General features: G+C 59.1%; 15 protein-coding genes. 8 read left to right on the forward strand and 7 right to left on the reverse strand.

Features of this window, described 5'->3' with window-relative positions:
* Nucleotides 1-2: 2 nt before the first annotated feature.
* Nucleotides 3-833 (forward strand): NAD(+) diphosphatase, encoded by an 831-nt coding sequence (nudC, locus tag KHO07_RS13305; protein ID WP_150733095.1) that lies wholly within the window; start codon nt 3-5, stop codon nt 831-833.
* Here the strand turns inward: nudC and KHO07_RS13310 are convergent.
* The 3 genes from KHO07_RS13310 to KHO07_RS13320 all read right to left on the reverse strand — a co-directional run bounded on the left by KHO07_RS13310 (nt 801) and on the right by KHO07_RS13320 (nt 2992).
* Complete coding sequence (locus KHO07_RS13310; protein WP_150733094.1) at nt 801-1580, reverse strand: TSUP family transporter; 780 nt, start codon at nt 1578-1580, stop codon at nt 801-803. The genes nudC and KHO07_RS13310 overlap by 33 nt on opposite strands.
* A gap of 313 nt (nt 1581-1893) precedes the next feature.
* The gene (locus KHO07_RS13315) at nt 1894-2370 is read right to left on the reverse strand and encodes a nuclear transport factor 2 family protein (RefSeq protein ID WP_212627460.1); all 477 of its coding nucleotides are present in this window, start codon (nt 2368-2370) and stop codon (nt 1894-1896) included.
* 58 nt (nt 2371-2428) lie between these two features.
* Nucleotides 2429-2992, reverse strand: a complete 564-nt coding sequence (locus tag KHO07_RS13320) for a TetR/AcrR family transcriptional regulator (RefSeq protein WP_212627461.1) — start codon at nt 2990-2992, stop codon at nt 2429-2431.
* Nucleotides 2993-3207: 215 nt separating this feature from the next.
* On the opposite strand from KHO07_RS13320, the gene pssA reads away from it, so the two are divergent.
* Nucleotides 3208-4551 carry a CDP-diacylglycerol--serine O-phosphatidyltransferase gene (pssA, locus tag KHO07_RS13325; RefSeq protein ID WP_212627462.1) on the forward strand — a complete coding sequence of 448 codons (1344 nt, stop codon included), beginning with the start codon at nt 3208-3210 and terminating at the stop codon, nt 4549-4551.
* Nucleotides 4552-4709: 158 nt separating this feature from the next.
* Entirely contained in the window at nt 4710-8450 is a 3741-nt protein-coding gene (locus tag KHO07_RS13330) for a hypothetical protein (RefSeq protein ID WP_212627463.1), read from the forward strand.
* A gap of 115 nt (nt 8451-8565) precedes the next feature.
* On the opposite strand, the gene efeO (KHO07_RS13335) is transcribed toward KHO07_RS13330, so the two are convergent.
* The 4 genes from efeO (KHO07_RS13335) to efeU are packed head-to-tail and all read right to left on the reverse strand — an operon-like array spanning nt 8566 to nt 12778.
* Nucleotides 8566-9390 carry an iron uptake system protein EfeO gene (efeO, locus tag KHO07_RS13335; RefSeq protein ID WP_150733090.1) on the reverse strand — a complete coding sequence of 275 codons (825 nt, stop codon included), beginning with the start codon at nt 9388-9390 and terminating at the stop codon, nt 8566-8568.
* A gap of 23 nt (nt 9391-9413) precedes the next feature.
* The gene (gene efeB / locus KHO07_RS13340) at nt 9414-10712 is read right to left on the reverse strand and encodes an iron uptake transporter deferrochelatase/peroxidase subunit (protein ID WP_212627464.1); all 1299 of its coding nucleotides are present in this window, start codon (nt 10710-10712) and stop codon (nt 9414-9416) included.
* Nucleotides 10713-10730: 18 nt separating this feature from the next.
* Nucleotides 10731-11930, reverse strand: coding sequence for an iron uptake system protein EfeO (efeO, locus tag KHO07_RS13345; protein WP_212627465.1), 1200 nt, complete (start codon nt 11928-11930; stop codon nt 10731-10733).
* An 8-nt stretch (nt 11931-11938) separates the two neighbouring features.
* Entirely contained in the window at nt 11939-12778 is an 840-nt protein-coding gene (gene efeU / locus KHO07_RS13350) for an iron uptake transporter permease EfeU (RefSeq protein ID WP_212627466.1), read from the reverse strand.
* 216 nt (nt 12779-12994) lie between these two features.
* Between efeU and KHO07_RS13355 the strand changes: the two genes are divergently transcribed.
* From KHO07_RS13355 to KHO07_RS13375, 5 genes are all read left to right on the forward strand, one after another.
* Nucleotides 12995-14011: an AraC family transcriptional regulator gene (locus tag KHO07_RS13355; RefSeq protein ID WP_212627628.1), complete on the forward strand. Its 1017-nt coding sequence runs from the start codon at nt 12995-12997 to the stop codon at nt 14009-14011.
* Nucleotides 14012-14215: 204 nt separating this feature from the next.
* Complete coding sequence (locus tag KHO07_RS13360; RefSeq protein WP_212627467.1) at nt 14216-15880, forward strand: AMP-binding protein; 1665 nt, start codon at nt 14216-14218, stop codon at nt 15878-15880.
* A gap of 16 nt (nt 15881-15896) precedes the next feature.
* Nucleotides 15897-16658 (forward strand): SDR family NAD(P)-dependent oxidoreductase, encoded by a 762-nt coding sequence (locus KHO07_RS13365; protein ID WP_212627468.1) that lies wholly within the window; start codon nt 15897-15899, stop codon nt 16656-16658.
* Between the two features lie 12 nt (nt 16659-16670).
* Nucleotides 16671-17864, forward strand: a complete 1194-nt coding sequence (locus KHO07_RS13370; RefSeq protein WP_212627469.1) for an acetyl-CoA C-acyltransferase — start codon at nt 16671-16673, stop codon at nt 17862-17864.
* Between the two features lie 156 nt (nt 17865-18020).
* Nucleotides 18021-19148: an acyl-CoA dehydrogenase gene (locus KHO07_RS13375; protein WP_150733083.1), complete on the forward strand. Its 1128-nt coding sequence runs from the start codon at nt 18021-18023 to the stop codon at nt 19146-19148.
* Nucleotides 19149-19161: the final 13 nt, after the last annotated feature.

Genomic DNA, 19161 nt, shown 5'->3' on the forward strand with positions numbered 1-19161 from the left:
AAATGACTTCACGCTGGACCACTGCAGTACTGGACACCGACCAACCCGGCGGCTGGGCCGTGGCGCGTAGCCCGGAAGGCTTCCTGTTCGATGACAACGGGGCGCTGTTCCCCCGGGAATGGCTCAAGCGCCAGGACCTGCCGGTTCTCGCCGAACATGGCATCGGCCACCTCGACGGCGAGCCGGTGTACCTGCTGGAGTTACGCAGCCCCGCTGAAGTACCAGGCTGCAACTGGAAAGGCTTGCGGGCGTTCATGCTCGAAGGCGATCACACGGTGTACAAGGTGCTCGGTTACGCCGCGCAGATCGGCACCTGGGCCCGAGAGCATCGTTTTTGCGGTAATTGTGGTCAAGCCATGGCCCAGGTGCCGCGCGAACGGGCAATGTATTGCCAACCGTGCGATCTGCGCAGCTACCCACGGATCTCGCCGAGCATGATCGTGTTGGTCACCCGTGGCGATGAAGTGCTGCTGGCACGCTCGCCACGGTTCGTTACCGGGGTCTACAGCACCTTGGCGGGGTTCGCCGAACCGGGCGAATCGGCCGAGGACTGCCTGATTCGCGAGGTGCGTGAAGAAGTGCGGATCGAGGTCAAGAACATCCAGTACATGGGCAGCCAGTGCTGGCCGTTCCCACATTCGATGATGCTCGGCTTCCATGCCGAGTATGCCGGTGGGGAAATCGTCTGCCAGGAAGACGAAATCGAAGACGCCCAGTGGTTCAACGTGCACGAACTGCCGCCGTTGCCGGCATCACGCTCGATTGCACGTTACTTGATCGACGTCTACGTGGCGCGGCGTTTAGGCCACGCTGAACCAGTGTTGCCAGGCTAGCCGCACGGTCAGCCCCAGCACCACGGTGATGAACACCGGACGAATGAATTTCGCGCCGCCGCTGATGGCGGTGCGAGCCCCGAAAAAGGCACCGACCATCACCGACAGGCCCATGCTCAGGCCGATGATCCAGTCCACTTGCCCGGAAAAAATGAACACCGACAGCGCTGCCGCGTTGCTGACGAAGTTCATGCTGCGCGCCACGCCGCTGGCCTTGACCAGATCGATCGGATACATCAGCAGGCTGCTGACGGTCCAGAACGCACCGGTGCCGGGACCGGCCACGCCATCATAGAAACCGAGGGTGAAACCCTGGGTCGATTGCCACTTTTTCTTGATCGGTGCGTTGCTGTCCAGCGGCGCTTTCGGCGTGCCGCCAAACAACAGATAAAGGCCACAGGCAAACACGATCACCGGCAGCATCTTGTTCAGCCATTCTGCCGGCAGGTAATGCGCGACCACGGCACCGGTCAGCGCGCCGACCAAGGTGCCAACGATAGCGTGTACCCATTGCCGGGGATGGAACAATTTGCGGCGGTAGAAGGTGAAACTGGCGATGGCCGAACCGAAGGTCGAGCTGAGTTTGTTGGTGCCAAGCACCAGGTGCGGTGGCAGGCCGGCCGTGAGCAGGGCCGGGGTGGTCAACAGACCACCACCGCCGGCAATGGCGTCGATGAAACCGGCAATGAATGCGACGAAGGCCAGAATGGCCAGGGTGCTGAGGTCTACGCTGAGTTCGAAAGGCATGTAGGATCGGCTTAATCGGCAGGGGCGCAGAAAAGGGCTGCGGGGAAGGGCCGGTATGTTACCTGTATCCAACTGATGCGGCGAGCCGTCTGGCCTGCACGCGAAGACTGACGGATAAGCCCTGCATCACTTGCGTTCCGGCCCGTTTATTGGCTGACGCTTCGGGCGTTGCAAGCTTTTGTGGCGAGGGAGCTTGCTCCCGCTTGAGTGCGTAGCGCTCACAAGATGTTGGGGTCGCTTCGCAGCCCAGCGGGAGCAAGCTCCCTCGCCACAGTGCTCGTCCGCCCTTAAATAAAGGGCTGACACGCCAGGTTTACAAGCCCAGATCCGACAGGCCTGGGTGATCATCGGGACGACGACCCAGCGGCCAGTGGAATTTGCGCTCGCTTTCCTTGATCGGCATGTCGTTGATGCAGGCAAACCGGTTAGCCATCAAGCCATTCTCGTCGAATTCCCAGTTCTCGTTGCCGTAGGAGCGGAACCAGTTGCCCGAATCGTCGTGCCATTCATAGGCGTAACGCACGGCGATGCGGTTGTCGGTAAATGCCCACAGTTCCTTGATCAAGCGATAGTCCAGTTCCTTGGCCCACTTGCGGGTCAGGAACCCCTTGGCTTCTTCTCGGTTGTAGGCGAACTCGGCGCGGTTACGCCACTTGGTGTCCAGGGTGTAGGCCAGTGACACGCGTGCCGGGTCGCGGGAGTTCCAGCCATCTTCGGTCAGGCGAACTTTTTCGATGGCCGATTCACGGGTGAAGGGCGGCAATGGCGGACGAACTTCGGCGTTGGACATTATTAAATCTCCGAGTCAATTTAAAGTTGTAAACACGTTGTCGGGCTCGATTAAGTGGCTACAGGTCCAATAACTTTCGCGCCATGCATTGCGCATTATCGGCGGCACTGTGATCACCCATTACAAGCGCCACGGTAATGGCACCGTCAATCAGGATCAGCAGTTGTTTGGCCAGCAACTGCGGATCCTCGGCACCATATTCGGTACACAGCTCGCACACGAAGTCGAGCAGCTTTTGTTTGTGGTCCTTGGCAACCCGCCGGACCGGGTCTTGCGGGTCGCCAGTTTCCCCGCTGGTGTTGATGAACGCGCAGCCCCGAAAGCCTTCGGAGACAAACCAGGACTTGAGCACGGTGAACAGATTGAGCAGGCGGTCGGCCGGGGTTTCGGCCTGTCCGACTTCGGTCCTGTACCAGTGCATCCAGCGCTGGTCGCGGCGTTGCAGGGCGGCGACGGTCAGCTCCTCCTTGTTGGCGAAGTAGCGGTAGATACTTTTTCTGGAGACGCCGGCGGTCTTCACCAGAAGGTCCATGCCAGTGGCCGCGATGCCACTTTTATAGATCAACTTTTCGGTGACATCCAGAATGATGTCGCGTGTGTCGTTGCTAGTGAATTCGTTCATGCGGCTAACAGTAGAACGATCGTTCTCCTTAGTCAAATATTATTTTTGCTCTATTGATGAATCGCTATCGCTGGCTAGCCAGCTCCTACAGGGGATCGCGTTTCTCTGTAGGCGCTGGCTTGCCAGCGATGGCGTCATTACAGCCAGTAACAAGACCCGGGCCGATCCATGGTGTAAGCTCACAAACTCTCTGGATTCGACCCATTGCGAGCCCTATGCCGTCGCTTTTCAAACGCTCCCTGCTGCCTAAACTGCGCAGTTTCCCGCTGACCGCCGATGCCGTCACCATCCTCTCTGGCGCCGCCGAGTTCCGTCGTTGCCTGCTGGAAAAAATCGCCAGCGCCACTCAGCGCATCTACATCGTTGCGCTGTACCTGCAACAGGATGAGGCCGGTCAGGAAATTCTCGATGCCTTGCACGCCGCCAAACTGGCGCGTCCACAACTGGACGTGGTGGTGGTCGTTGACTGGCTGCGCGCCCAGCGCGGTTTGATTGGTGCCGGAAAACAACCGGGCAACTCGGCCTGGTACCAGGAGATGACCCGTACCCACGCCAGTGAAGTGCCGGTGTATGGCGTGCCGGTGCAAACCCGCGAGTTGTTCGGGGTGTTGCATTTGAAGGGTTTCATTATCGATGACTGCGTGATCTACAGCGGTGCGAGCCTGAACAACGTCTACCTGCACAAACTCGACAAGTACCGCTACGACCGTTATCACCTGTTGAACAACAGCGCTTTGGCTGACTCGATGCAGCATCTTGTTCAGCATGGCCTGGTGGCCTCCAAAGCGGTGCATCGCCTCGACCTGCCGAACCTCCCGACCACCCGCAGCTTGCGCAACGACATTGGCGATCTGCGCAGCCGCCTCAAGCACGCCGCGTACGACACCACCCAGGGCTCCACGGACAAGAGCGGTCTGTCCGTCAGTCCGTTACTGGGCGTGGGCAAGAACAATCCGCTGAGCCGGGTGATCGGCGAGTTGATCGGCAGCGCCAAGCATCAACTGACCATCTGTACGCCGTACTTCAATTTGCCGTTGGCCGTCACCCGGGAAATCAACCGGGCGCTGGCGCGGGGTGTGAAGATCGACATCGTGGTCGGCGACAAGACCGCCAACGATTTCTACATCCCGCCGAGCGAGCCGTTCAAGGTGATCTCGGCGTTGCCTTACCTCTACGAAATCAGCCTGCGTCGCTTCGCCAAGCGCCATCAGCGCAACATCGACAGCGGTCAGTTGAACCTGCACCTGTGGAAGGATGGCGACAACACCTACCACCTCAAGGGCATGTGGATCGATCAGCGCTACACCTTGCTGACCGGCAACAACCTCAACCCGCGAGCGTTTCGCCTCGATCTGGAAAACGCCTTGCTGATCGATGATCCCAAAGGCGAGCTGCTGGAGCCACGGCGAACGGAACTCGCGCAGATCTTCCAGCACACCCGGCGCATCGAGCGTTATCAGGACCTGGAGACCTTGCCGGAATACCCGGCGGGGGTTGCGAAGTTTCTCAAACGTGTCAGCCGGGTGCGGATCGAGCGGTTGCTCTATCGAATTTTGTAGCCGTTCTGCGGGGCGGCGATACGGGAGAACCCATTAGCGGCAGAGCGTAATTTTATAGTTCCTTTCAGGCGTGCGTTTTAGGCTGGCGTCACGTATTCATTTGAAAGGAAGCTGAAAAGATGCCAGCGTCACCTGCCGCTATAAGTACGACCACTACCATGGCAACATCTCGGAACGAACCTGATTCTTCCACGCCAACAACCCGAATCTCCCAGTCGCTTTCGGGCACGCAAAGCAGCGGAAATAACCTAAAGCCGATCCCATCGAGCACTGACGGCAATCAGCAAGTGTTGAGCGTAGTGCCTGGCCGAAATGGAAACGGGCAAATCACCCAACCCCCCGACGGCAGACAACAAGGCGAACAGCTTCCGAACACGGTGCTCATCCTGGCAAGTGATTCGGATATCTCCTCACAAGCTGATCGAGCCTTACAAACGAGCATGCTTAGGCAATTGGAATCCGGGCAAAATATTTCGTTGCCAGTTCCGGCAGGCTGTTTGATCGATAAACCGCTGGAACTTTATAAACAAGCCTTGAATGATCCCAAGGTGCTTGCATGGTTCGAATCCAAGGGCTTGGCGCTGGATACAGTGAAGGTCCATGAGGGCTCGGTATCCGGTCGCACTTCCCGTGACGATCCGAGCCGCATCGAAACGTTTACCTTGTGCGATACCTCAGGATGGTGGCAGGTATCAAAACAAGTGCTCGCCGCCAGGGAGGTACTTGATCTTGGCGACTTCGGTTTACCTTATGTGAATGAAGAGCAGAAGCTTGTCCCGTGTAACGTCATGCTTGATTTTTATGGGGTAGCGCCGCCGACCTCCGAGGAGGAAGCTGGCGAACTCGCCAATCGACTCAAACGGGAGGGATGGCCTGAAATCACTGATGAAGAAAGGATCGCGCTGGGTAAAGAGTGTCATAGCGTCAAGGAGTTGATCAGAGAGGCGAAAGCACGGGAAACGCTGATCAAAGAGTTGGGAGAGTGGGTCAAAGACAAGCCTGACAAAATGAACCTGTCGTTGTCCGGTCAATACAGTGAAAGTGCCGGCGACTCGCCGCTGGCGCACAAGAGCTTGGCAATACTTCATCACTTGAATGATTTTTTCGAGCTGCCGGAAATGATTACGCTCTGTGCGGGCGAGAATATCGATGCCAGTTTGCTGCCTGTCAGGATCAGTGAGAACAAAATCGAGGTCTTTATTCACGACTCACAATGGTATGACCTGACAGATCTGGTCAACCGTCAAAGTACATTGACTGGCCCTTTCAATGCGCTGCTGCGCATGGTGAAGGACACGGGAAATGCGCTGTACGCTCCGTTGAACTTTGATTTTCCGCAGATACTCACCTTCAGCGGATTTAGTGCCCCCAAAACCGTAGGCGAAGTCCGCAATATTATTCGATGGCTGCAAACGTCTTTACCTCAGGCCACGCCACTGGGCGACTACGGCGCCGAGTTACTGGCGAAAGACCCTTCACCGATACAGCTCACCGCAGCCGAAAGAGCGAAAGTTATTAGTGTGGCAAGCGGGTTTTCAAGCAGTTCCAGCTCAATTATCGATGAACTGGGCGCGGACCTGCTGCAAAAAACATCCGTGGAATGGCGGCGCAATAGCGCCGATGAGTTACTGAGCCAGATACTTGAAAAAAACCAATCCGCTGTCTGTGGGCGCCAATTGCTCGGGGCGCTGAACTGGTATGGCGCGGGAGAAACGGCTTCGCCCGAGCACTATCAGAATCTGTTGCTGGCGGCGATTAAACTGGAAGTCGATCCTGACGCTCCCGGCGTGCCAGGAAACATTGCTGGCTATAACGTCTACCAGCCAAAAAATCTGGGGCGTGATTTGGCAGAAGTGCGTTTAGAGATTGAACAACACCTTATCGATAAAAAGGGTGTGAGTTCGCAGGCTGCGCCACTGATTGCGCATTTGTTTCTGGCAGACGTAGCCCCGGAATTTCTCACGCGGGGTCCCAGCTTAGGGATTCAGGTGGGCACGGCGACCTGGGTGACTTTAAGCCTGGGGGTCGCTATTGCCGAGTCTGTGAATCCCGGGAGTTCGCGCATTATGACCATCGAACAGTTGATATCACTTGCGATGCTCGCGCCCACTACGCCTGAGCTGCAATTTCTGTTCAGGAGCCTTGCGTTTGATACGTTGATGACATGGGCAGCGATGAACGGTGTTGTTCAACAGCGCGGGGCATCTTCGTATTCTGCCAGCGACTATATGATCGCCGCGGAAAAGTTTGCGACCCAGAGAGCGGAATATTCTCAAGCAGTGGAAGGGTTCGAGCGCGAACTGGTGACACGAAGAGAAATTGCAGCTAAAGAACTCAGGCGTGCTTTCCCCAATACACCCGAGATGCCACTGGAATCTTCGGAGGGAAGACCGCAACCAACGCAGGGGAAACAGGTACCCATTGATAAAGTAATGATCGGCCCGCGGGGTATTGAAGAGTTCAATATAGCGTATCAGGGCGAAACGAAATCGCTCGTCGACGCTTACATGGAGGGAAAAATTTCTTCAGGCGCTTGGGAAATGCGAAATGTACAGATGACGGATGCGCAGTTTGACGCCGGCTGGGGGAAGTTGCCCGATTTGCATAAAGGCTTGAAGACATCCGTAGATAGCTTTTTTAATGCGCGCAAGCACGGTTTTGTTACCGCGACAAAAAACCTGATTGCGACGTTGCCGCTGGAAGATCGTCAGAGCCTTGAGTTTGGAAAAGTGCAGTTTTTTACGTTGCGCGAAGAAACGGGAATGCCTGAAGAAGATGAAGAACCAAAGCACCGGGCGGCATTCCTTGGGCGCCAAGGAACACTGTTGCGCTGCGAGTATCCAGACGGCGAAGCTAAAAAGGTTAGCTATTTCGAAGTGTTTCCGGGGCGGATGTCAATTATCAAACGCACGGATTTACCTTATGAGTTACCACTCGATGGTAAAAAGCAATACGATCGGGTGAGAACGGGTAGGGGACAGACGGTCGCGACGACTTCACAACGCGGAACTGCCTTGCCGTTTGATTTTTCCGCCTATGCAAGAGGCTCCGTGCCGATAGCTGGCACCGTATCGCAAAAGCTTATTATCGAAAAACTGGGTGAAGCCCTTCCCGCCGACGCGTCTCGAGTGGAAGAGCGTCAGTCCGTGCCAGACAGTTACTTTTCAAAAAGGACCCTGGATATTGTCGACAGAATCGTTAACGACAATCTGCTTAAAGGAGAATGGGATTCACTGTTTGAAAAAGCCCACGGCACCACCACCGAAGAGGAAAAACGTGCAGATCAGGAAAAATTAAAGAATTTTCTGCTGCAGCTTATTCCTTTCTATGCCGCTGTCACAGATTTGCAATCAGGGGAGCGAATGCGCTTCATAAACGGAGCCTTTGGTTGTTTTGCGGATGCAATTTCCGGCCTGAACACGATCGCGAGTGGGATGAGCAAGGGGGTGGCTGCAGTAGGGGCTGCTTCCTCTACCACGGCCAAGGCCGTTAAAGCGTTCAAAATTGCCGGGAAGACCATGGTTTCATTGATTAACCCGCTGGACGGTGTCCGAGGCGTGTTCGTAGGGGTCTCAGGCCTTGTCACAGGAGGGGTCGCAAGAGCCGTTAGCGGTTTGCCCAAGCTATTCAAGAGTGGCGTGTTCGCGTTGACCAAAGACGGAGTTGCGCGTATGCAGGCGTGCACGGATCGCCTCAGGGCGTTTTTTGGTGGTCATGCCGGCGCGGCCGCTGCGCCATTTCAACCCAGTCGGGTGAACACAGTTGTCAATAATGTCAGCGGCATTGTCGACGGTACCGAAATAAAGGCGATTCGGGAAAACGGAAAATGGTATGCGCTGGATAGAAACGGCAACCCGATTGGCCGGGCGCTCGACAATTTCATGGAGCTGACGGCCTAGGGTCGATCAGAAACACACCGACAAGAACCCATCCGCAACCCTATCGCCATCCATGAAGCCAGAAATCCTGCGACTGATATTGATATCAGTCGCAGGCCGGTGGTGATCTCAACCCTCAGTTCAACCCCAATTTCCCCCGCAACGTCGACAAATCCTCAGCCAGTGTATTGACCGGCCCGACCAGCGCCTTGCGGTCGTTTTCTTTCACTTTGTCGTAAGTCTCGAAACCGCCGTCCTTGGTCTTGTACTTGGCCAGGATGGTGTTCACCGTGGTGAAGTTCTTCTCGACTTTGGCGACGAACGCAGCGTCCTGTTCTTCGATGTGCGGACGGAACAGGTCGACGATTTTCTGCGCGCCGTCGATGTTGCCCTGGAAGTCATACAGGTCGGTGTGGCTGTAGCGATCTTCCTCGCCGGAGATCTTGGTGGCCGCCACTTCTTCGAGCAGCGCGGCGGCACCGCCGACAACTTTTTCCGGTGGGAAAGTCAGGCCGGCGACGCGCGTTTGCAGGTCTTTGACGTCTTTGTCCAAACCGTCCGCCAGGTCGCCCAGATCCTTGGTGCTGTTCTGTGAGAACAACGAATATTCGATGCGGTGAAAACCGGTGAAGTCTTCGGCGGTCACGCCTTTTTCATGGTCGTCGACACGGGAGTCGATGGAGGCATCGAGGTCACTGAACAGCTCGGCGATCGGCTCGATTGACTCGTAGTAAACCCGGGTCGGCGCATAGAGTTTTTTTGCGGCGGCCAGGTCGCCTTTTTTCACGGCATCGGTGAACTGCCGGGTGTGGCTGGCCAGCTCATCGAGTTGCTCGGTGACGTAGATCTTGTAGTCGGAAATCGGCTGCACCAACGCCAGCGGCGCCGTGGCCGCGAACGCTGAAAACGGGGTGTTGAGCAAGCCTAGGGTCAGCATTAACGCCAGTGACGACTTCTTCATGGGACGGCTCCGTGTTGCGGTGTTCATGCGGTTTTTGTGGGTTGCGTAGCAGCCAGCAGGGAGCGACCGATGAAGTCCTGGTCGCCCGTCACGCCGGGCAGGGTGAAGAAGTAACCGCCGCCCACCGGTTTGAGGTATTCCTCCAGCGGCTCGCCATTGAGGCGGGTTTGCACGGTGATAAAGCCTTTCTCCAGATCCGCCTGGTAGCAGATGAACAACAGGCCCATGTCGAGCTGACCGTTCTTGTTGACGCCGTTGGAGTAATTGAACGGCCGACGCAGGATCAGGTTGGCCTGGGTCTCGGCAGTGCGCGGGTTGGCCAGGCGGATGTGCGCGTCAAGTTTGGTCAACTTGCCTTCGGGGTCCTTGGCGTAGTCCGGAACTTGTGTTTCATGGGTGCCGCCCATGGGCGCGCCGCTGCTTTTGACTCGGCCAAGAATGCTTTCCTGCTCCTGCAACGGCGTGCGGTCCCAGCGCTCGACAAAATTGCGGATGATCCGAACCGCCTGATAGCTGCCGTTCGTGGCCCAGGCCGGTTCGTCGCTGCCGGGCTGGACCCAGACGATGTTGTCCATGGCCTTGGCATCGTTGGAATCGGGGTTGGCGGAACCGTCGCGAAAACCGAGGAAGTTGCGTGCGCTCTGCGCTGGCACGCCGGGTTTCGCAGGCGCCTGGGGCGGCACGCTGCCTTCCTGTTTCCAGCGCACCAGCAACAGATCCGGCAGGTTTTTCACGATGTCGCGCAAGGCGTGAATATTGGTGTCGGCGGTGTTGGCGCAAAACTGCAGGCTCAGGTCGCCGTGGCAGCCATCGGCGTCGAGCGCATCGTTGGGGAAACCGACCATGCGGATCAGGCGCCTGGGCTTGGCGTCGGCCAGGCCGAATCGTTCGTCGAACAGAGACTCGCCAACCGAGACGGTGACGGTCAGGTTATCCGGCGTCACGACCGGGCCGAGAATCCCTGAATCCACCGGTGGCAGTTTCGGGTCGACCTGAGGCACCGGACCGCCCTTCATCAGGAACGCGATGCGCTCGTTGAGGGTGCGGAACAGGCGTTCCAGGTCTTCGCGATCAGTGGCGAGTACATCAAACGACACCAACATGCCGGACGCCGGGCGCGGGGTGACGATGCCGCTTTGATGTGTGCCGTGGAAGTTGTGATGGTCTTCGGTTGTATCGCTGCGTGGGGCTTCGGTGACCTGCGCGGGGCTGGCGGCCATGGCGGGGCAGCTCAATGCTGTACCGGCCAGGGCGACACCGGCGGCGCCCATGCCCATCAGTACCCGGCGACGTTGAAGGTTGAATGGCTCTGAATCGTTCATCTGAAAAGGCTCTTCTGCTTACAGGCCGGAAAGGCCAAGGGCGGGATCAATGCCATCGAGCGCGTCGGCCAGGGCCTTGGCCTTGTCGGCGATCTGTGTGCGCTGTTCGGCGTTGACGCTGTCGTAGCTGGCGTAAGCGTCGTTGACCTTGAAGCCATTGAGCTCGGTATCGAATGCATTGAGCGCGGTATCGATGGTCGGCAGCAGCTCGGCGGCGGACGTGGTCAACAATGGGCGCAGCAGTTCGACGACTTTGCGCGCGGCGTCGAGGTTGCCGATGAAACCGTTCAAGTCAGTGTGGCTGTAGCGTTCCTCTTCGCCGCTAATGGCGCGCACCTCAGCAAGGCCGTTGAGGTTGCGCACCAGAATGCTCACCAGCTGTTCCGGCGGCAGCGATTGGGCCAGCAGTTGTTGTTTGAGGCGGGTGACGTCGGCGAGCAGACGCTGGGCGACAGGAGCCAGTCCATCGATGTCGCGCTGTTGGAACAGCGCGTATTCGAGGCGATGGAAGCCGATGAAACCCGGATCCTGCTCGCGCTTCTCGAAGTAATCGGCGCGGACGTTGATCGCGTTGTCCAGCTCAGCCATGCGTTGGGCGGCGGGGGCCAGTCGTTGATATGCCGCACGGGCTGGCAGATAGAGGGCCTGAGCCTCGCTCAAGTCGCCGGCTTCGATGGCTTGCTCGAGGGCGGTCACAGCTTTGATCAGCACTGTGCCCTGGAGGCTCAAGTACACGCGAAACTCTGACAGCGGCCCGACAAACGCCACCATCGATGGCCTGGCCTTGGCCGCTGCATCGGACGCCGCCGTCGGCGTGACGTGCAGGGTGCCGCGTGGGTTACTCAACAGGCCGCAGGTGATCGCATAGTCGCCAGGCACGAGGTTGGCGTTGATCACCTGACTCAGTCCGGGCGCGATGTTCTCGCGTTCCTCGACCACCAGCACGCCGTCGAGGATTTCCCATTCAACGGCCCGATCCGAGCGGTTGACGATGCGAAAACTGGCGCGACCGGCCGGCACCGTCAGCGCATTGGGTTCGCAGTTGTGCGGGTGAATGGTCACCAGCACTTCGTTGTGGTTGGCCTGGCGTTTGGCGGCGGCCATTTTCGAGGCGTAGTAGAACAGGCCACCGGCGGCGATCATCACGATCACCGAACCGGCCACCGCCCAGCGCAAGGCGCGGGGAGGGGAGGCCTGGGAAGGAGGTTGGTTTGGCATGGTTGCCCTTACTGGCTGGAAACGGAAGAAGACTGTCTGGATGGGGCAGGGGCCGGGAGGAAAAACATCACCAGCGCCACCGCCAGGTAACCCAGATAAGCACCGAGGGTGCTGAGGGTTGGCGCATCCTGATAACCGAACATGCCGGCCAGCACCGAGCCCAGCGGGCCATCCATCGGCAGCGTCGCACTGATGTCGAACAGCACGGTTTGCAGGTGGTTCCACACCCCGGCTTCATGCAGCGCCTGCACGGAGTTGGCGAGAATGCCGGCAGCCACCACGAGGATGAACAACCCGGTCCAGCGAAAGAACGCGCCGAGGTTCAGACGCATGCTGCCGGTGTAGATCAGGAAGCCGACGACGATGGCCAGGATCAGGCCGAGCAGGGCGCCGATCGGTGCCGCCGGGCCTTCGCTTTGCTGGAATACGGCGAGCAGGAAGAACACCGTTTCCAGGCCTTCCCGGGCCACGGCGAAAAACACCATGGCGATCAGTGCGGTCACCTGGTGTCTGGAGCCGGTCAGTGCCTGATCGAGGGCCGCGTGCAGCGAATGTTTGATCGAACGCGCCACCTTGCGCATCCAGAACACCATGGAACTCAAGATGCCCACGGCCACCAGGCCGACCACACCTTCGAACAGTTCCTGTTGTTTTTGCGGGAATTCAGCGCTGACCAGTTCCAGGCCTCCGCCTACCAGCAGGGCGAGGGCGGCGGCAAGAAAGACGCCGATCCACACGACGGGCATCCATTGCCCGCGACCGGTCTGTTGGAGGTAACTGGCGATGATGCCGACGATCAACGCCGCCTCGATACCTTCGCGCAGCATGATCAGAAAAGGAACGAGCATTCAGCACCGTCACGGATTTAGATAGGGTGCTAAGTTGTAACATAATGACACTCATTACCATATGGGACTGATTGACATTTAGCTGAACCTAAGCTGAACAGTTTGCAAGATCACGCAGCATCCTGTGAGAGCCCGCTGCCACAAGGATCTCCTTTGCACATACGGGCTGCGCTAATATGCCCACCACTCAAACAAGAACAGGGCTTGCCGCGCTCAATGTCGGAAAAAGACACCATCTCCATCCAACTGGTGCGTGAAGCGCTGTTGCAAAGCTGCGCCCCGGGCGTTGTCACCGACGAGGTGTTGCACAAGGTCGGCATCGAGCCTTTGCTGTTGAACAACAGCGCCGCGCGGGTCCCGGCCACGGCATACGCGCGACTCTGGCGCTTGCTGGCCCAGCGTGGGGATGATGAGTTTTTCGGCATGGACCCGCGCAAGCTCAAGTCCGGCAGCTTCGAGTTTCTGTGCCGCTGCGCCATGATCCAGCCGAGCGTGGCGGTGGGGCTCACCAGCGGCCTGGGCTTCCTGTCGTTAATGCTTGAACGCATGCCCGCCGAATTGGTCCGTCAGCAAAGCCTGGCAGAAATCGTCCTGCTGGAGGACGACCATGATCCACGCCGCGCCTTCACCTATTTCACCTACTGGATGATCGTGCACGGCGTGGCGTGCTGGCTGGCGGGGCGGCGGATTCCGATCCTGGCCATCGAGTTGCGCTGCTCGCAGCCGGATTTTTGCGATGACTATCAGGTGATGTTTTCCGAGAACCTGCGTTTCGACCGGCCACGCACGCGGATGATTGTCTCTGCCGATTGCCTCGACCTGCCGATCAAGCGCACGGCGGAAGAACTCCAGCGTTTCCTCGCGCATGCGCCGGCCAACATTCTGGTCAAGTATCGCGATCCGCAAAGCCTCGCCAGCCGGATCAAGCACGACTTGCGACAACTGCCCGCCGAGCAATGGCCGGAAACCGAAGCCCTGGCGCAACGCCTGTGCATGTCGGCTTCGACCCTGCGTCGTCGGTTGTCCGAGGAAGGCCAGACCTATCAAGCAATCAAGGACAGCGTGCGCAAGGAGCTGGCGATTGTCTGGCTGGCCGAGCCGAGCATCAGCTTCGCCGACATCGCCACGCGGCTGGGGTTTGCCGATGCGAGTTCGTTCTACAAGGCGTTTCGCAAGTGGTCGGGGTCCAATCCGGGGCATTACCGGAGTTTGATTCTCAACGAATCCCATTGATCCAGGATTTGCATCGTCCGGGCTGACGTCGGAGCGAGCTTGCTCGCGATGAGGCCCTCACAGGCACTGCACTTCCTGGATCTTGGCCAAACCAGTCAAGCAACTTGATAACTTTGACCATTGCCCGACACGCAGCGCAGAGCGAGTATTTCCCTGTTAGTTACGGTTCCCCCCACCTAATAAAAATACTGAGGGATTCTGGCAATGCGCGATTATTTGTCTGCTGTTTCACAGTTCAATTATCAGCACACCGTCGACGCCGCACTCGCGGGTGATCTGACAGCCCTCAACGCCTGCGTCGAATGTTGCGACCGCCATGCGTTGCCCGGTCGAATCGCACTGTTTTGGGAAGGACGCGACGGCGCCAGCGCCACGTACACCTTCACCGACCTGCAAGACAAAGCCGCGCGCTTTGCCAATTTCCTGTTGGCCCAGGGCGTGAAAAAAGGCGACAAAGTCGCCGGCCTGTTGCCCCGTAACATCGAATTGCTCATCACCGTATTCGCCACCTGGCGCATCGGCGCGGTCTACCAGCCGTTGTTCACGGCGTTCGGCCCCAAGGCCATCGAACATCGCCTCTCCAGTTCGGGCGCCAAAGTAGTGGTGACTGACGCGGTCAACCGCTCGAAACTCGCCGACGTCGCCGATTGCCCGACCATCGTCACCGTCGGCGGTGCAAAAGGCCAAGGCATCGTCCAGGGCGACTTCAGCTTCTGGGCCGAACTGGCCAATTACGCCAATGTTTGCGAACCGGTGATGTTGACCGGCGAAGATCCGTTCCTGCTGATGTTTACCTCTGGCACCACCGGCCCATCGAAAGCCCTGTCGGTACCGCTCAAAGCCATCGTCGCGTTCCAGAGTTACACCCGCGACGCCGTCGATCTGCGCCCGGAAGATGCGTTCTGGAACGTGGCCGATCCGGGTTGGGCCTACGGCATCTATTTCGGTGTGACCGGCCCGATGGCCATGGGGCACCCGATCACGTTTTACGATGGCCCGTTCACCGTCGAAAGCACTTGCCGCGTCATCAACAAATACGGCATCACCAATCTCACCGGTTCGCCGACGGCTTATCGTCTGTTGATTGCCGGCGGCGATGAGTTCGCCAAGTCGATCAAGGGCAAGCTGCGCATCGTCAGCAGCGCTGGCGAACCGTTGAACCCTGAGGTGATCCGCTGGTTCGCCGACCAGCTCGGTGTGGTCATTCACGACCACTACGGCCAGACTGAACTCGGCATGGTGCTGTGCAATCACCACGCGCTGGAACACCCGATCCACATGGGCGCTGCCGGTTTTGCCTCGCCGGGACACCGCATCGTGGTGCTGGACGATCAATACAAAGAACTGGATGTCGGCCAGCCGGGCATCCTCGCCATCGACCGCACTCAGTCGCCGATGTGCTGGTTCGCCGGTTACGAAGGCGCGCCGACCAAGGCCTTCGTCGGTGATTACTACCTGAGCGGCGATACCGTCGAGTGGAACCCGGACGGCAGCATCAGCTTTGTCGGTCGCAGCGATGACGTGATCACCACCTCGGGTTACCGCGTCGGTCCGTTCGATGTGGAAAGTGCGCTGATTGAACACCCGGCCGTGGTTGAAGCCGCCGTCGTCGGCAAGCCCGACCCCGAGCGCACCGAGCTGGTCAAAGCCTTCGTCGTGCTCAACCCGCAGTACCGCGCCGAACCCGAGCTGGCCGAAGAGCTGCGTCAACATGTGCGCAAACGCCTGGCGGCGCACTCGTACCCCCGTGAAATCGAATTTGTCAGCGAGTTGCCGAAAACCCCAAGCGGCAAATTGCAGCGCTTTATCTTGCGCAATCAGGAGATCGCCAAGGCTCAAGAGGCCGCGGCGAAGAACGTTTCAGCTTGAATCCAAGGAAACAATGATGCAGATCGAAAACAAGGTTTTTCTCGTCACCGGCGGCGCTTCCGGCCTCGGTGCGGCCACCGCTGAAATGTTGGTCGCGGCCGGTGCCAAGGTGATGCTGGTGGACATGAATGCCGAAGCGGTTGCAGCTCAGGCCCAGCGCCTGGGCGCACAAAGCGTGGTCGCGGACATCAGCAATGAAGCGGCGGCTGAAGCAGCGGTGCAGGCGACGGTCAAAGCGTTTGGCGGCCTTAATGGCCTGGTCAATTGCGCCGGCATCGTGCGCGGCGAGAAAGTCCTCGGCAAGAACGGTCCGCACGCGCTGGCCAGCTTCAGTCAGGTGATCAACGTCAACCTGATCGGCAGCTTCAACATGCTGCGCCTGGCCTCGGCGGCAATTGCCGAAACCGAGGCGGACGCCGATGGTGAGCGCGGCGTGATCATCAATACCGCATCCGCTGCGGCCTACGATGGCCAGATCGGCCAGGCGGCCTACGCGGCGTCCAAAGGTGCGATTGTCAGCCTGACCTTGCCTGCCGCCCGGGAACTGGCGCGCTTCGGCATCCGTGTGATGACCATCGCCCCGGGCATTTTCGAAACGCCGATGATGGCCGGCATGACCCAGGAAGTGCGCGATTCCCTGGCCGCCGGTGTGCCGTTCCCGCCGCGTCTGGGCAAGCCTGCCGAGTACGCCGCGCTGGTGCGGCATATCATTGAAAACAGCATGCTCAATGGCGAGGTGATCCGTCTCGACGGTGCCTTGCGCATGGCCGCGAAATAAGGAGGATTTGTCATGAGCCTTTCCAACGATCCGATTGTCATCGTCAGCGCCGTCCGCACCCCGATGGGTGGTTTTCAGGGCGATCTGAAAAGCCTCACCGCACCGCAACTCGGCGCTGCGGCGATCAAGGCTGCGGTCGAACGCGCCGGTGTCGCCAGCGGTGCGGTCGATGAAGTGCTGTTCGGCTGCGTACTGCCTGCCGGCCTCGGCCAGGCCCCGGCGCGCCAAGCGGCACTGGGCGCCGGGCTGGACAAATCCACCCGCTGCACCACCCTCAACAAGATGTGTGGCTCGGGCATGGAAGCGGCCATTCTGGCCCATGACATGCTGGTTGCCGGCAGCGCCGAAGTGGTCATCGCCGGGGGCATGGAAAGCATGTCCAACGCGCCGTACCTGCTGGATCGCGCCCGCAGCGGCTACCGCATGGGCCATGGCAAGGTTCAGGATTCGATGTTCCTCGACGGCCTAGAGGACGCCTACGACAAGGGCCGCCTGATGGGCACCTTCGCCGAGGATTGCGCCGAAACCAACGGTTTCAGCCGCGAGGCGCAGGATGCCTTTGCCATTGCTTCCACCACCCGCGCACAACAGGCGATCAAGGACGGCAGCTTCAAGGACGAGATCGTGCCGCTGACCGTGACCGTCGGCAAAGAGCAGGTGACCATCAGCAATGACGAACAGCCGCCGAAGGCCAAACTGGACAAGATCGCTTCACTGAAACCGGCGTTCCGCGAAGGCGGTACCGTGACGGCGGCGAACTCCAGCTCGATCTCCGACGGCGCGGCGGCGCTGGTGCTGATGCGTCGCTCCGAAGCCGATAAGCGCGGGCTGAAGCCGTTGGCGGTGATCCATGGCCACGCGGCGTTCGCCGATACGCCGGGCCTGTTCCCGGTGGCACCGATTGGCGCCATCAAAAAGTTGATGAAGAAAACCGGCTGGTCGCTCAATGAAGTGGATCTGGTGGAAGTCAACGAAGCCTTCGCCGTGGTTGGCATGGCGGCGATGACCCATCTGGAAATCCCCCACGAGAAACTCAACGTACACGGTGGCGCTTGCGCCCTGGGCCACCCGATTGGTGCGTCGGGTGCGCGGATTCTGGTGACGTTGCTTTCGGCATTGCGCCAGAAAGGCCTGAAACGTGGCGTTGCAGCGATCTGCATCGGTGGTGGCGAAGCGACGGCCATGGCCGTGGAATGCCTTTACTAAGCCTCACGCTATCCCCTGTAGGAGCGGGCTTGCCCGCGATGGCCGTGGGTCAGACAGCATTTATGTTGGCTGGTACGGCCTCTTCGCGGGCAAGCCCGCTCCCACAGGTTCTGTGTTTCAACCCATTTCTTTGCTCAAGATTTGTAAGGATTCACCATGATCCCCAATGACGACCAACAACAAATCCGAGACATGGCCCGGGACTTTGCCCAGGAGCGGCTGAAACCCTTCGCCGCCGAGTGGGACCGTGAGCACCGTTTCCCCAAGGAAGCCATCGGCGAGATGGCTGAGCTGGGTTTCTTCGGCATGTTGGTGCCGGAGCAGTGGGGCGGTTGCGACACCGGCTACCTGGCCTACGCCATGGCCCTGGAAGAAATCGCCGCCGGCGACGGTGCCTGCTCGACCATCATGAGCGTGCACAACTCGGTGGGTTGCGTGCCGATCCTGCATTACGGCAACGATGAGCAGAAAGAACGCTTCCTCAAGCCTTTGGCCAGCGGCGCGATGCTCGGTGCATTTGCGCTGACCGAACCGCAAGCCGGTTCCGATGCCAGCGGCCTGAAAACCCGCGCCAGACTGAACGGTGATCACTACGTACTCAACGGCTGCAAACAGTTCATCACCTCCGGGCAAAACGCCGGGGTTGTGATTGTGTTTGCGGTGACCGACCCGGCTGCTGGCAAGCGCGGCATCAGCGCCTTCATCGTGCCCACGGACTCGCCGGGCTACAAAGTCGCGCGGGTCGAGGACAAGCTCGGCCAGCATGCGTCGGACACCTGCCAGATTCTCTTCGAGGACGTCAAAGTCCCGGTGGCCAACCGCTTGGGCGAAGAAGGCGAGGGCTACAAGATCGCCCTGGCCAACCTCGAAGGCGGACGCGTCGGTATCGCTTCGCAATCGGTGGGCATGGCCCGCGCCGCGTTCGAAGCGGCCCGCGATTACGCCCGTGAGCGCGAGAGTTTCGGCAAGCCGATCATCGAGCATCAGGCTGTCGCATTTCGACTGGCTGACATGGCGACCCAGATCGCCGTCGCGCGGCAAATGGTGCATTACGCCGCCGCCCTGCGTGACAGCGGTCAACCGGCGCTGGTCGAAGCGTCGATGGCCAAGCTGTTCGCCTCGGAAATGGCTGAGAAAGTCTGTTCCTCGGCCTTGCAAACCCTCGGCGGTTACGGTTACTTGAACGACTTCCCGCTGGAGCGGATCTACCGCGACGTGCGGGTTTGTCAGATCTACGAAGGCACCAGCGATATTCAGCGCATGGTCATTTCGCGCAATCTTTGAAAGAAGGAACCCC

The sequence above is a fragment of the Pseudomonas sp. PP3 genome (genome assembly GCF_905336995.1).
GTDB lineage: Bacteria > Pseudomonadota > Gammaproteobacteria > Pseudomonadales > Pseudomonadaceae > Aquipseudomonas > Aquipseudomonas reinekei.